This window comes from Allobosea sp. (assembly GCF_030694325.1).
Taxonomy (GTDB): Bacteria; Pseudomonadota; Alphaproteobacteria; order Rhizobiales; family Beijerinckiaceae; genus Allobosea.
The window spans coordinates 34,804-49,264 of the sequence record NZ_JAUXYO010000053.1; the positions used below are offsets into that span (position 1 = coordinate 34,804).

General features: G+C 69.4%; 11 protein-coding genes. 2 read left to right on the forward strand and 9 right to left on the reverse strand.

Translation table 11 applies throughout. The annotated features are described in order from the left end of the window. The first annotated feature begins 24 nt into the window (after window positions 1-24). On the forward strand, window positions 25-507 hold the full coding sequence (locus tag Q8M82_RS02995; protein WP_305689895.1) for a TspO/MBR family protein: 483 nt from the start codon (window positions 25-27) through the stop codon (window positions 505-507). 8 nt (window positions 508-515) lie between these two features. Here the strand turns inward: Q8M82_RS02995 and hemC are convergent, their stop codons facing one another. From hemC to Q8M82_RS03020, 5 genes are all read right to left on the reverse strand, one after another. Continuing rightward, on the reverse strand, window positions 516-1,460 hold the full coding sequence (gene hemC / locus Q8M82_RS03000; RefSeq protein WP_305689896.1) for a hydroxymethylbilane synthase: 945 nt from the start codon (window positions 1,458-1,460) through the stop codon (window positions 516-518). 115 nt (window positions 1,461-1,575) lie between these two features. After that, the gene (locus Q8M82_RS03005; RefSeq protein ID WP_305689897.1) at window positions 1,576-3,129 is read right to left on the reverse strand and encodes an alpha/beta fold hydrolase; all 1,554 of its coding nucleotides are present in this window, start codon (window positions 3,127-3,129) and stop codon (window positions 1,576-1,578) included. Between the two features lie 20 nt (window positions 3,130-3,149). Next, a complete protein-coding gene (gene chlG / locus Q8M82_RS03010; RefSeq protein WP_305689898.1) occupies window positions 3,150-4,076 on the reverse strand; it encodes a chlorophyll synthase ChlG in 927 nt (308 codons plus the stop codon). Then, on the reverse strand, window positions 4,073-7,840 hold the full coding sequence (locus Q8M82_RS03015) for a magnesium chelatase subunit H (protein WP_305689899.1): 3,768 nt from the start codon (window positions 7,838-7,840) through the stop codon (window positions 4,073-4,075). The genes chlG and Q8M82_RS03015 overlap by 4 nt, the downstream gene beginning before the upstream one ends. Before the next feature lies 1 nt (window position 7,841). Then, window positions 7,842-8,072, reverse strand: coding sequence for a hypothetical protein (locus tag Q8M82_RS03020; protein ID WP_305689900.1), 231 nt, complete (start codon window positions 8,070-8,072; stop codon window positions 7,842-7,844). 409 nt (window positions 8,073-8,481) lie between these two features. On the opposite strand from Q8M82_RS03020, the gene ppsR (Q8M82_RS03025) reads away from it, so the two are divergent. After that, a complete protein-coding gene (gene ppsR / locus Q8M82_RS03025) occupies window positions 8,482-9,948 on the forward strand; it encodes a transcriptional regulator PpsR (protein WP_305689901.1) in 1,467 nt (488 codons plus the stop codon). 30 nt (window positions 9,949-9,978) lie between these two features. On the opposite strand, the gene Q8M82_RS03030 is transcribed toward ppsR (Q8M82_RS03025), so the two are convergent. The 4 genes from Q8M82_RS03030 to ppsR (Q8M82_RS03045) all read right to left on the reverse strand — a co-directional run bounded on the left by Q8M82_RS03030 (window position 9,979) and on the right by ppsR (Q8M82_RS03045) (window position 14,427). Continuing rightward, the gene (locus Q8M82_RS03030; protein WP_305689902.1) at window positions 9,979-10,248 is read right to left on the reverse strand and encodes a hypothetical protein; all 270 of its coding nucleotides are present in this window, start codon (window positions 10,246-10,248) and stop codon (window positions 9,979-9,981) included. After that, window positions 10,245-11,459, reverse strand: a complete 1,215-nt coding sequence (locus Q8M82_RS03035; RefSeq protein ID WP_305689903.1) for a geranylgeranyl diphosphate reductase — start codon at window positions 11,457-11,459, stop codon at window positions 10,245-10,247. The genes Q8M82_RS03030 and Q8M82_RS03035 overlap by 4 nt, the downstream gene beginning before the upstream one ends. A 5-nt stretch (window positions 11,460-11,464) precedes the next feature. Beyond that, window positions 11,465-12,802 (reverse strand): BCD family MFS transporter, encoded by a 1,338-nt coding sequence (locus Q8M82_RS03040; RefSeq protein WP_305689904.1) that lies wholly within the window; start codon window positions 12,800-12,802, stop codon window positions 11,465-11,467. 179 nt (window positions 12,803-12,981) lie between these two features. Beyond that, the gene (gene ppsR, locus Q8M82_RS03045) at window positions 12,982-14,427 is read right to left on the reverse strand and encodes a transcriptional regulator PpsR (RefSeq protein WP_305689905.1); all 1,446 of its coding nucleotides are present in this window, start codon (window positions 14,425-14,427) and stop codon (window positions 12,982-12,984) included. Between the last annotated feature and the right edge of the window lie 34 nt (window positions 14,428-14,461).

Genomic DNA, 14,461 nt, shown 5'->3' on the forward strand with positions numbered 1-14,461 from the left:
GGACGATCGAGTGGTGGCAGACTCATGACGCTGACGGATGGCCTGGGCCTGGCGGGCTTCGTCGTCGCCTGTGTGGCGGCGGCGAGTTCGGGCGCGATCTTCAAGCCCGGCGCCTGGTATGAGGGCTTGGCGAAGCCCTGGTGGCGGCCGCCGAACTGGCTCTTCCCACCGGCCTGGACGCTGCTCTACTGCATGATCGCGGCATCCGGCTGGCTGGTCTGGCGCAAGGCGGGTTTCGCCGGCGCAGGGATGCCGCTGGCCGTCTACGGCATCCAGCTCGTCCTGAACGCGATGTGGTCGGGGATGTTCTTCGGCCTGCGCCGGATGGACTTGGCCTTCGTCAATGTCTGCGCGCTGTGGCTCTCGATCGCGGCGCTGATCATGTTGTTCTCGCCGATCGATGCCCTCGCCGCCTGGCTGCTCGTCCCCTATCTCGCCTGGGTCAGCTTCGCGGCGTTCCTGAACTACACCGTCTGGCGGATGAACCCGAACACAGCGCGAAGCTGAGGGCGGCTTCAGGCCCCGACATATTTGAAATGCGCGCCGACGCTGCGATAGGAGGCTTCCAGCACGTCGACGCCGCCCGCCAGCCGCAGCGCCTCGGCGGTCACGAGGCCGAGCTCGACCGCCTCGCGTCCCGGGCGGTCGTCGCTGGCGGTGATGCGCTGGGATCCGTCATGGGCGGTGATCTGAGCATGCAGGAACAGCCGGTCGCCCTGCCAGGTCGCGCTCGCGCCCACGGGCAGGCTGCAGCCGGCGCCGAGCGCATGCAGCAGCGCCCGCTCGCAATCGACCTCGGCGCGCGCCTTGGGGTCCTCGATGTCCTTGAGCATGGAAAGGATCGTCGGGTTGTCGTCCCGCGCCTGCACGCCGAGCGCCCCCTGCCCGATCGCGTAGGGAAACAGGATCGGGTCGAGCAGCTCCGAGGTCGCACCTTCGAGGCCGAGGCGCTGCAGCCCGGCCTGGGCCAGGATCACCGCGTCCAACCCGTCATCGCCGTTGATCTTGGCCAGCCGCGGCCCGACATTGCCGCGGATCGGCACCACCTCGACATCGGGCCGCAGGCTCAGGATCTGCGAGCGCCGGCGCAGCGAGCCGGTGCCGACGCGCGCACCCTCGCGCAGATCGGCCAGCGTCGAGCCGCAGAGCACGTCGCGCGGATCGACCCGCTCGGGCACCGCCGCCAGCACCAGCCCGTCGCGCAGCGTCGTCGGCAGGTCCTTCAGCGAATGCACGACGATGTCGACCTCGCCCGAGGTCAGCTGGTCCTCATGCTCGGTCGAGAACACGCCGATGATGCCGAACTGGTGGAATTCGGAGACGCGGTCCTTGTCGGCGATCGTCGCGATCGGGTGCAGCGAGAACTCCGTCTCGGGATGCTTCGCCTTGATCAGCGAGGCGATGTAGTTCGTCTGCGCGATGGCGAGGGGGCTGCGGCGCGTACCGATTTTCAGGAGCATGGACGAATGACCTAAGCCTGGGCCCCGAGGGCGCCTTCGTGAACGATCGAAGTCTCTATCAGCCGAGCAAGTCGCCGAAGCAACGTCAACTGCTTTCCCGTCCCGGATCGCACCATCAGCGCGCCACCAGCGGGAAGGTCGCGGCGATCGCCCAGGCGAAGGCGAAGGCATTGGCGATGCCGGCCATGAAGGGATGGCCGGAGCGCCGGAACGCCCAGGCGCTGAACAGCCCGTAGACGAGGAAGAACAGCACGATCACCGGGACGATGATCAGGAGGAAGAACAGCCGCTGGAAGTCGAGCGCGACCGCCAGCCCGAGCGAGATGAGGAAGGCGAGTTTCGAGGCGAGGAACGCCCCGCGCGCAGCGCCCTCCCCGCGCGTCAGCCACTCATCGGCGAGAAAATAGATCAGCGTCCCCGCCAGCGTCGCGGCAAAGAGCGGCAGGCGGTGGCCGGCCGGCACGAACGCCGTCACGAAGCTGTGGACCGGCCAGGCGAGCGCGACGAGCCCGAACAGCATCAGCGCCAGCGTCCCCACCGCCAGCCGGCCGGGCGACATCTCCGACTGCAGGCGGTCCCGCCCGCGCTGGACAAAGGCGACGCAGAGTGCCGTGAGGGCGCCATAGGCCGCAAAATGCACGGCGAGATAGTCGCCGACGATGACGGGCAGGAAGGTTGTCGGCACGAAGCGCAGCAGGATCGGCGTCAGCAGCGCCGGCAGGATCAGCGGCAGCGCGATGCGCCGCCAGCCCAGCCCTGCCCCGACCGGCGGCGAGGCCACGCGTGGCAGCAGCGCCGAGAGCGGCCAGGCCAGCAGGACGACGCCGGCGAGCAGCAGCAGGATCCACACGCCCCGGCTGTCGAGATCGGGGTTTGCTGCAGCCGGCCGATCGAGGCTCGCATCGAGCCAGGCCAGCGCCTCGCGCAGGCTCGCCTCATTGTAGAGCACACCGACATGCTCGGCCCGGGGACTGACGGCGGCGCGCCTGGCGGTCCCCGCCGCGACGTCGCCATAGGTGACTCCCGCCTCGGGAGGGGCCGGCGCCGAGACCAGCCCGACCGCGCGCAGCGCCTCGCGCCGCAAGCCCCCTTCCCATTCCCCGGCGATGACCAGCAGGTTGCGCGGGCTGGTCGCGGTGACGGCGGGCGAGAACATCGAGACCGCGACCGTCGCCGCGATATCGGCCCGGCTCTGGGCGACGCGCACGATGATGTCGGTCGCCATCGAATGACCGAGGAGAGCGAGCCGCCCGTCGCCCAGCCCTTTGGCCCTGTCGACGACGTGCCCGCTCTCCTGGACCAGCCGGCGCGTCGCGCCGTCCTCGCGGGAAATGCTGCCTGTGAGCGGCACAGGATTGGCGCCATGGCCGGCGAAATCGAAGGTCACCGCGACGTAGCCGGCGCGTGCCAGCGTCACCGCGAAGGGCTGCATCAACTGCTGCGAGCCTGCGAAACCATGGGCGATCACGACCACGGGGGCGGGGGCCCCGCTCTGGACCGGGCGGAACACCGTCATCGGCGTGCCCTCCGCCGTCATCGCCTCGATGGTGACGCCGCGCCGCGCATCCTGCAATTGCACCAGGGCGACGCCGATCGCGACGATGGCCAGCCCGGCGATTGTCAGCCGGACCCATGCTTTGGCAGGCCAGCCCGGCTCGCGCTCCGTCATGCCGCGCGCGGGCCCATCGTCTAGAATCCCGCGGGCAGGCTGCGCACAGCGACCGCGCTCGCCATCATGCCGAAGACGAAGAGCGGCACGCCAAAGCCGCTGTAGAACAGGGCCTTGCCGACCGGATCGCGCAGGAAGCGAACCATCAACGCGAGCTGCCCTGTCAGGAAGGCGCCGACCACGATGGCCTCGATCGGCCGCTGCCACTGCAGCAGCAGCGCGACGACGCCGAACTGCGGCGCAGCCATGATCGCGCAGGCGACCCGCGCCGCGCCCTGCGCCCCGAGCATCACCGGCAGCGAGCGGATGCCCATTTGCCGGTCGCCCTCCATCGCCTTGAAGTCGTTGAGGGTCATGATGCCGTGGGCGCCGAGGCTGTAGAGCGCCGCCAGCGTCAGCACCGGCCAGGGTGGGAGCGCGCCGCCGAGCATCACCGCAGCACCCGTCACCCAGGCCAGTCCCTCATAGGAGAAGCCGCAGGCCGCATTGCCGAGCCAGCCATTGCGCTTCAGCCGCAAGGGCGGCGCGCTATAGGCCCAGGCCAGGAACAGCCCGAGGCAAGTCGCGATCAGCACCCAGGAGCCGAGCAGCGAGGCGACCGCCAGCGACAGCCCGGTCCAGATCATCGCGATGTACAGCCCCCAGCGGCCGGGAATGCGGCCTGACGGGATCGGCCGGTGCGGCTCGTTGATCGCATCGACCTCGCGGTCGTACCAGTCGTTGATCGCCTGGCTCATCGCGCAGACCAACGGTCCCGCCAAGATGACGCCCGACAGCGCGACGACGGGATTGTCGGCGATCGACATGCCCGACGACACCACCCCGCAGGCGAAGGCCCACATCGGCGGGAACCAGGTGATCGGCTTGAGCAGTTCGAGGACCGCCGATGGCGCGGGATAGGCCAAGGGCCCCGTGCCGGGCCTGAGCGTCGCCCCGGTCTCGCTCATGCCGCCGCATCCATGCCGATGCCCTCGAGCCGGTCCTCCAGCTCGTCGCCGGCCTGCTGCAGCGCCGCCAGCGTCGCGGCGTCCGGCTGCCAGTACTGGCGGGCCTGCGCCTCGATCAGGCGGTTGGCCAGCTTGGCCGAGGCCGTCGGGTTGAGCGCCGCCAGCCGCTCGCGCATGGCGGGGTCGAGCAGATAGGTCTCGGTCAGCTTCTGGTAGACCCAGGGCTCGACCTGGCCCGTCGTCGCCGACCAGCCCATCGTGTTGGTGACATGGGTCTCGATCTGCCGCACGCCCTCATAGCCGTGCTTGAGCATGCCCTCATACCATTTCGGATTGAGCATGCGGGTGCGCGTCTCCAGCGAGACCTGCTCGGACAGCGTACGCACCGTGCCCTCGCCCCGCGTCTGATCGCCGATATAGACCGGCGTTGCCACCCCGCCCTTGGCCCGGCGGACAGCTCGGCTGATGCCCCCCAGCGTATCGAAATAGTTGTCGACCGTGGTCACCCCGAGCTCGACCGAATCGAGGTTCTGATAGGCGAGTTCGACGCCGCCAAGCACGCTGCGCAGGAGGTCCGGCTGCTGCACCGCGCGCCCGCCGCGGCCATAGGCGAAACCCTTGCGGCGGCTATAGGTCTCGGCCAGCTCGTCCTCGTCCTGCCAGCGCCCGCTCTCGACGAGGTTGTTGACATTGGAGCCATAGGCGCCCTCGGCATTGCCGAAGACCCGCAGCGATGCCGTCTCCAGGTCGCAGCCATGCTGCGCCTGATAGGCCAGAGCATGCTTGCGCACGAAGTTCCGCTCCGGCGGCTCGTCGGCGCTGGCGGCGAGGAAAGCTGCTTCCGCCAGCAGCCTGATCTGCAGCGGCAGGAGATCGCGGAAAATGCCCGACAGCGACATCACCACATCGATGCGCGGGCGCTGGAGCTGGTCCTGCGGGATCAGCTGCGCGCCCGCGAGCCGGCCATAGCCGTCGAAGCGCGGCGCGGCGCCCATCAGCGCCAGCGCCTGGGCGATCGGCGCGCCCTCGGTCTTGAGATTGTCGGTGCCCCACAACACCAGCGCGACGGTCTCCGGCAGCGGGTTGCCGTCCGCCAGATGCCGGTCGAGCAGCCGGGCTGCCTGTTTCGCGCCATCCTGCACCGCATAGGCGCTGGGAATGCGGAAGGGGTCGAAGCCGTGCAGATTCCGCCCGGTCGGCAGCACCGCCGGTGTCCGCAGCAGGTCGCCGCCCGGCGCCGGGCGGATGAAGCGCCCGTCCAGCCCCCGCATCAGGCCTTGGATCTCATGATCCTGCGCCAGCAGCGCATCGGCGGCCGCCAGTTCGGTCAACATCGCCAGCATCGTGCCCTGCGGCTCGATGCCATGGGCCTTCATTGCCCGCTCCGGGCCCAGCCCTGCGACGAGATCTTCGATCAGCGTCCGGTCGGGCCGCAGGCCATGGCTCGATTCCGCCATCGCCAGCAGCATGTCGACGCGCTCTTCGGTCGACAGCGGCTCGCCGACCACATGCAGCCCATGCGGAATCAGCGTGTATTCGAGCTCCAGCACCGTCTCGGTCAGCCGGGCGACGCGCGGCGGCAGGTCCTGGCGGCTCCAGGCCGGTTCGGCGAGCGCGAGATCGAGCGCAGCGGCCTGGGCCTGGACCAGCACGGCGAGTTCATCCCGTTCGCGCACCTCGTCCGGGGCGAGGCCCCGCCAGCGGTCGAGCGATCCCTTGAGCTCGATCAGCCCGCGATAGAGCCCGGCCGAGGCCACCGGCGGCGTCAGATAGCTGATCAGCGTGGCAGCCCCGCGCCGCTTGGCGATCGCGCCCTCGGAGGGGTTGTTCGAGGCGTAGAGATAGATGTTGGGCAGGTCGCCGATCAGCCGGTCCGGCCAGCACTGGGCCGAGAGTCCGCTCTGCTTGCCGGGCATGAATTCGAGCGCGCCATGGGTGCCGAAATGCAGCACGGCATGAGCGGCGAAATCCTCGCGCATCCAGCGGTAGAAGGCCGAGAAGGCATGCGTCGGCGCAAAGCCCTTCTCGAAGAGCAGGCGCATCGGATCGCCCTCATAGCCGAAGCTCGGCTGGATGCCGACGAAGACATTCCCGAAGCGCTCGCCGAGCACGAAGATCGAGGAGCCGTCGCTCTGCTGGCGACCCGGCGCGGGGCCCCATTGGGCCTCGATCTCGGAGAGCCAGCGCTCGCGCCGGATATGCTCGCCCGCGCCGATTCGGACATGGACATTCGCCATCGCGCCATAGCGCGAGGCATTGCCCTCGATGATCGCCTGGCGCAGCCCATCGACGCTGTCGGGAACCGCGACGCTGTAGCCCTCGGCCCGCATCGCCAGCAGCGTCCGGTGCAGCGATTCGAACACCGAGAGATAGGCCGCCGTCCCGGTGTTGCCGGCATTGGGCGGGAAGTTGAACAGCACGATGCCGACCTTGCGCTCGGCCCGGGCCGAGCGCCGCAGCGCCACCAGCTTCTCGGTCCGCGCCGCCAGTACCTCGGCGCGCTCGGCGCAGACATGCATGTCGCGCTGGCCCTCGCTGGGCGGGAACTGGCAGGAGCGGCTGCAGCCGGTGCAGTGCCCGGCCTGTTCCGTGCGCCCGCCGAAGATGATCGGCCCGGTCGCGCCGTCGAGCTCGGGAATCGCGACCATGATCGTCGATTCGACCGGCAAGAGGCCGCGATCCGACGGGCCCCACTGGTCGAGCGTTTGGAACTCGGCCGGGTGCGCCGCAAGATAGGGCACGTCGAGCCGCGCCAAGACGTCCTGCGCCGCCTGCGAGTCGTTGTAGGCCGGGCCGCCGACCAGCGAGAAGCCGGTCAGCGAGACCAGCGCGTCGATGACCGGGCGGCCGTTCTTGAAGAAGAAGGCATCGATCGCCTCGCGCGCATCGAGCCCGGTCGCGAAGACCGGCAGGACGTTGAGGCCCCGCGCCTCGAACGCCCGGATCACGCCGTCGTAATGGGCGGAATTGCCCGCCAGCACATAGGAGCGCAGGACCAGAAGCCCGACCGTGCCCTTGGCACCGGCCCGCGCGGGCACCTGCCCGGCCTCGGCGCTGACCCGACCGGGCATGGCCGGATGATAGACGCCGGTCTCGGGATACTCGGCCGGCTTGCCGACCTTGAGCGTGCCGCGCAGCACCCGCCTCTCGCCATCGGCATAACGGTCGACGAGGAAGCGCACGAGATTGGCGATGTTCTCTTCCGAGCCTGCCAGCCAGTATTGCAGCGTCAGGAAATAGGCGCGCACATCCTGGGCCGTGCCCGGAATGAAGCGCAGGATCTGCGGCAGCCGGCGCAGCATCTTCATCTGGCTGGCGCCGCCGCCGCCCGGCTTGCCCTTGTTGCCGCGCAGCCGCTTGAGCAGGGCCATCGGGCCGCTCGACGGGCCGTCCATCCTGAAGCGGCCCAGCCTGGTCATCTTGGTGACCTCGCCGGCCGACATGATGCAGACCATCGCGTCGCAAGCCTCCCGCCGAGCCTGCAGCGCCGGCAGCAGCGGCAGGAAATGATCCTCCATGAACAGCATCGTGTTGATCACGATGTCGGCGCCGGCGATCGCTTCGAGACAGCGGGCGAGCGTTCGCGGATCGGCGGACCATTCGGAGGCTGCGTGGACGCTGAGCTCGAGGCCCGGCAGATCCCGCTTCAGCGCCAGATGCGCCCGGGCCGTCGCGCTGGCGACATGGGTATCCATGGTGACGATGACGACGCGGATCCGCGTCGCAGTGCCGCCATTGACCTCGGCCCTGGGAGCTGCGGCCATGTCACCACCCCTTCGTCGGCAGGACCTCGGTCGCGTCGCCGTCGCGCGCTTCAGATGGCACCGCCACCATGCGCCAGCCCAGCAGCCGGCGGGTCGGACAGGCATGGAGCGCGTCGTAGAGCGGCTCCCGGTCCGGGGCCGATCGCGCTGCGGCGGCCGGGCGGGAAGGAGAGGGCTTCGCATGCGCCCCGTGCCGCGATGCGGGCTGGGCCAGTTCTGCGTGAAACGTCATGGGCGACGCCTCCTGCCGACGCCGTCAACCGGGTGGCGGTTGCGCTCGTGGCCCCTCAAGGCTCGCTCCACCGAAGTGATATGTCAAGTTTGATTGACGCTATAAAATCGCTTGGCTGTATATTTTACTTTACATAGTGACGCCGTGCGCTACCGTTCTGGAAACGGACCAGACGTGCGGACGTGGTTTCCGACGCCGCGTGGAAGGCGCGCGCCGGCATCCGTCACGATCAGGCCATCCGATCCGGACCGCGTGGTTCCGGTTCTCATATCTGTCCCGGATGGAGCGTCAGGATCATGCCGACCTTGCCGGGCGCCACTGGCGGCCCGGTGGGTAGCTCGCAGGCTTCCTGCACCGCTCCGCACCAGGGCATCGCAGATGACGACGGTTCCGGTCTCGTCCGGTTCCGATGCAGCTCACATACATGCAGGCCGTCAACACGGAACGGGCCTTCGTCGCCATGTCTTCTGCTCCGCCCCGGGACCAGACCGCCACGCCACAGGCCACGCCCTGGCCCGGTGGCCTGTCGCCCTTCTTGCGCGACGTCATCGCCTCGGCGGCAGACATCGCGTTGCTGCTCGATGGCGCCGGTGTCATCGTCGCCGCGATCGGGGATGGAGAGACCTGGATCGGCCGCGCCTTCCCCGACGTGGTCTCGCCCGACAGCCGGGCCAAGGCGGTCGGGCTGACCGGCGACGACTCGGCCCTCGCGACGACAGCCAGCGAGATCAACCATCCGGGCCCCGACGGCACGCAGCGGTCGTTTCGCTACCACCGCGTAACCGATGGCGGCAGCGGCCTGCACTGTCTGATCGGACGTGACCTCTTCCGCGTCGCCGCGCTTCAGAACCGGCTCCTGGACGCCCAGCAGGCGATGGAGCGCGAATATGCCCGGCTGCGGCTCGCTGAGACGCGCTACCGAATCATCTTCCACTCCTCCCCCGAGCCGATCCTGGTCGCCGATGCCGCGACCCTGCGGCTGATCGAGGCCAATCCCGCTGCGCTCGCAGAACTCGACCTGCAGCCGGATCGCCTCGGCCGGATCACGCTCCCCTCGCTGTTCTCACCGATGAGCAGCGATGCGCTGGAGACCATGCTCGCCTCGGCGCGCCATTCCGGTGTGGCGGGGGAGGTCGAGGTGTCGCGGCCCGGCACCGCGCATAAGACGGCGATTCGCGCCATCGCCTTCCGCCAGGAAGCTGCCCTGCATCTGCTGGTGCGCCTGCGCCGGCCGGAGATCGATGCAGTCGCGCTCGGCGCGGACGCGTCGCTGCGCCATGTCCATGGGATGGTCGAGCAAACCCCCGACGGTTGCGTCATCATGAGCCCCGAGCGCATCGTCCTGCACGCCAACCGGGCTTTTCTCGAACTGGCCCAGTTGGCCTCGCGCCACCAGGCGATCGGCGAGCCGCTCGACCGCTGGCTGGGGCGGCCCGGCATCGACCTGCCGCTGATTCAGGGCACGCTCACCGACCACGGCGTCATCCGCAACTTTCCCACCATCGTGCGCGGCGCCTTCGGCGGCGTCGAGGCGGTCGAGCTGTCGGCGGTCACGGCCTGGGCCGGCGAATCCGGCTCGGTCGGGCTCATCATCCGCAGCAAGGGCGCGCAGGCCGCCATGCCGCAGCAGCGCGGCGCCGCTTTGCCCCGCTCGGTGGAGCAGCTGGCGCAACTGGTCGGCAACGTGCCGCTGAAGGACATCGTGCGCGAGACGAGCGACGTCATCGAGCGGCTCTGCATCGAATCGGCGCTGGATTTGAGCCGCAACAACCGAGCCGCCTCCGCACAGATGCTCGGCCTCAGCCGCCAGAGCTTCTATGCCAAGCTGCGCCGCCACGGCCTCGGCGACCTCGCCGACCAGGACGAGCAGATCTGAACTGCGGGTACAGCCTTGGCGCGGCCGGCCTCAGCCGGTCGCGGAGCCGGCCCGCAGCCTGATTACGAGATCAGCCGCATGGGCTAGGCCGCCAAAGCTCAGCGCCGCCAGGGTCAGCCGCGGATCGGCTCCGGCGAGGGCCGAGCGCAAGGCGAGCAGCAGGCCGAGCCCCGACAGGATGGTCGGCAGCAGCGCCAGACTCCCGCCCCGCCGCCGGGCGAGCGCGATCGCCACCAGCTCCACCGCGATCACCGCCAGCGCCAGGTCCACGACGCTGGCGAGCGGGAAGCCGTCCATCATCGCGCCATACCCAGGAGATGGCTGAGATCGTTGAAGAACACGCGGATATGGGCCATGAACTTGCCGCGCACGAGCTGCTTGTTCATGTAGGATTCCCAGGTCAGCTTCTGGACGTCGGGATTGCGGCAGAGCTTGACGAACTGCTCGCGGCGCCGGTCGCTGCGGTACCAGATCCATTGCAGCAGGCCGAGGATGCGGAACACCCGCCCGTGCTCCGCCAGGAAGCGCTTGCGGGCCGTGGCGAGCGCGCGCGCATCGCCGGTCTTGAGCGCGAGCTGCACGGCCTCGCCCGCCAGCCGCCCGCCCAGCATGGCGTAGTAGATGCCTTCGCCCGAGGCGGGCGCGACGACGCCGGCCGCATCCCCGGCCAGCAGCACGTCGCGGCCATTGTCCCATTTCCGCAGCGGCTTCATCGGGATCGGCGCACCCTCGCGCCGGATCGTCTCGGCGCCTGCGAGGCCCGCTTCGCGGCGCAGCACGCCGACGGCGTCCTTCAGCGAAAAGCCCTTATGGGCGCTGCCGGTTCCGATGCTCGCCGTCTCGCCATGGGGGAAGATCCAGCCGTAGAAATCCGGCGAAATGCGACCCTGATAGACGACGTCACAGCGCTTCGCGTCATAGCCGGCGCCGGCCTGGGGCGGCACGCGCACGATCTCGTGATAGGCGAAGACGAAGGGCGGCCGCTTGCTGCCGGGCATCGCGGCGCGGGCAAGGGGGGAATTGGCACCGTCCGCGCCGATCACCATCCGCGCCCGCAGGCTGACCGGCTCCTCGCCCTCCCGCGGCCGCAGATGCAGCCGCGCCGTCCCGTCGGGATCGCGCTCGAAGCGTTCGAAGGTTGCCGTGACGCGCCGCGCACCTGACTCGGCTGCCCGTTCGCGCAGCCACTCGTCGAAGGGCTCGCGATCGACCATGCCGACATAGCCGTCCTCGATCGGCATATCGACGCTGGTCTGCGATGGCGCGACCATGCGGGCACAGGCGATGCGCGCGACGATCTGCGACGGGGGAATTGCGAAGTCGCGGATCGCGCGCGGCGGGATCGCGCCGCCGCACGGCTTGATCCGCCCGGCCCGGTCGATCAGGACGACGCTGTGCCCCGCGCAAGCCAGATCATGGGCCGCGGTCGCACCCGCCGGACCGCCGCCGACGACGGCGACGTCATAGGTCATCTCGGGATCATCACGCAGAGGCGGCAGGGCCTGGTTCATCGCGGTCACCCTGGGTTGGGAAGGAGGAGTCCGTCGGTGTCGTTCCGCGCGCGGCGATCGCGCTCCGATGCCTGCCGCGCCACGGCCAGCGCGAGCCCCGCCGCCACCACGAAGAGCAGCGCCTCGGCGGCGAAGACGGCGGCATAGGCCGCAGCCGGTGTGGCCGCGAGGTGCCGCGCAAGGTCGGTCGCAGCCGCGCCGCACAAGCCTCCGAGCCCGAAGGCGACGCCCTGCGCCGCGCCCCACAGCCCCATGCGGACGCCCTGCCGCTCGGGCTTGCCCTGGCCGACCAGACGCATCATCGAGCCGATCGCCGCGACCGCATAGGCGCCGTTGGCGAGGCCGAGCGCGAAGACCGTCGTACGCAGCGGGAAACCCGGTCCCGCGAAGGCGGAGAGCGCCAGGCCGGTCAGCGCCAGCGCCGAGGCAAGGCAGCCGCCGACCGCCCAGAGGCGCAGGGAACCCGCGCGCGAGCCGCCCAGCGTCGTCACCACCGCGACCAGCACCATGCCGGCAAGAACGCCGCCGTTCTGGACCCCGGCAAGCCGCGTGCTCTCTCCCGGCGTGAAGCCGAAGACCGTCCCCGCGAAGGGCTCGAGGATGAGATCCTGCGCGCTGTAGGCGATCATCGAGACGAAGATGAAGATGGCGAAGAGCCGGGCCTGCGGCTCGTCCCAGACCTCGCGCAGCGCCGTGCGGAAGCTTGTGTCGACGCGCAGGGCCCGGTCCGGCCTCGCCGCCGCACCCTCGCCCTCGACGCCGCGCACGGCGAGCACCGTGATGGCCAGCGCCAGCGCGCTGACGACGCCGGACACGGCCACGAGTCGGCCCGTCGAGAACGGGTCGAGCACATGGCCGACGAGCCCCGTCGTGACGATGAAACCCATGATCATCATCACCCAGACCACGGTCGCCGCCGCCGGACGCCTCGCATCGGCGACTCGACGCGAAAGCAGGATCAGCAGGCAGGTCCCGCTCGCGCCGACGCCCATGCCGATGGCGGCGAAGGAAGCCGCCGCGAGCAGGACGCCGGGCCAGAAGGCCGTTTCCATCAGCGCCGTCGCCGCCGCGGCGCCGAAGCCGCCGAGCGCCAGCACTGCCATGCCGCCGGTGATCCAGGGGGTCAGCCGTCCGCCGACATCGGAGCCATGGCCCCAGCGCGGCCGCAGGATCTGCACCGCGTAATGCAGCGCGACGAGCAAGCCGGGCAGGATGGCGGGAAGCGCCAGTTCCACCACCATGACCCGGTTGATGGTCGATGTCGTCAGCACGACGATCGCGCCGATCGCGGTCTGGACCAGCCCCAGACGCATGATGCCGAGCCAGCCCAGCGGCGTCGTCATCGCCTCTCTCCGCCGGCCCGGCAGGCCGAATGAAGGCGGCTGCCCCGCAGTGAAACCGGAGAGGATCGATCAACGCGCGTCATGACGGGAGGCTAGGCGCAGCCTCGTCATGCGTCAATTAAAACTGACAGATGAGATATCAAAATGTGTCAGTTATTTTGGACAGACGGTCAGGCTGGTCAGTTCAGCTCACTGCCGTCGTCATCGAGGTCACCGAGGCCGTGACGGCGCAGCTTGGCGTAGAAGCTCTGCCGGCTGAGGCCGAGCATGTTGGCGGCGGAGGCCCGGTTGTCCTTGCTCAGCTCCAGCGCCGCCTCAATGCAGAGCTTCTCGATCACGTCGGTGGTCTCTCGGACCAGATCGCGCAACGACACGCGCCCGACCAACTCCGTCAGGTCCTCGGCGGAGCGAGGCAGCAGACCGCCGCGCTGCCCGGCCAGCGCATTGCGAACGCCGAGGCTGCGGATGACGAAGCCATAGGACGGTGTGCTGCCGCTCAGCGCCGGAACGGCCGAGAGCTCGACCTCCTCGACCGTCCCGAACTGGCCGCGCATGATCGTGTTGAAGTTGCGAACGACACCGTGTTCCTTCAGCGTCACCATCAGGAGTTGCAGGTCGATCCCGGGTCGGCCGAGCCAGCGGTCGAGCGGCTCGCCGAGCGCCTGATGCTTGCTCGAGAGCTGGGCTAGGTCGAGGAAGGCCCGGTTCGCTTCCAGCACCTTCAGCTCCGGGCTGATCACGACGAACCCGTCGGGCAACTGCTCCAGCACACCCAGGATGCGGCTTTCCGCGGCCGCACTCGCCGTGCTGTCGGCGGTGAGCGGCGTCAGCCGGATCAGCAGATAGGCCGCGTTGTCCTGCCGAAAAGACGACGCCATGGCCCGGAAGCGCTTCGCACCGGAGGCGAGCGCGATCTCCGTCTCGTCTGCCCGTCCGGTCGCCTGCACGGCCCGCAGCATCCCTTGCAGGGCTTCGCCGCTTTCAGGCACAAGCCCCGCCAGAATCGAGGTGTTGGTCAGCTTGTCGCCTGGCAGTTCGAGCTGGCTCTGCGCCGCGGGATTGGCCTCGACCACACGATAATTGGCGGCCTCGACGATCACCACCGGCTCCGACGTGAGGTGAAATAGCATGCGATAGCGGGTTTCCGCCATCCGGAGCCGCGCATATTCGCGCTCCATCGCCTGTTGCGCCTCGACCAGCTGCTGCTGGAGGTGGGCGAGGTTACGCAGGTCGCGCCCGAGCGCGACGATGGTGCCGTCGGCGCCGACCTGCATCGCTGAATAGCGGACGGGGACGTCGGCGCCGCCCTCCGTCGGATGGTTCAGTTCGCGGAACTGGATGGAGGTCTCGCGTCCGGCATTCTCGAGCAGGTCCACGACCTTCGGCCGGCTCTCGACGGAGACGACATCGATCCAGTTGCGGCCGATCCAGTTGCGATGCCCTTCGCGCCGCAGTTCCTCCGTCCCGAGGGAGACGTCGAGGATGACGCCGTCGCGGTCCAACACGAGGGCGAGGTCGCAAGCCGCCGTGATCAGGCTCCCCGCCACATGGGGCGCGAGCCGTCCGAGCCATCCCGACTGACCCTTGAAGCCGAGTGTAGGAGCCTGGGGAGCGAAGACGTTCATCACGACGAGTACCCGGTTCCTGCCTATGAGGGGC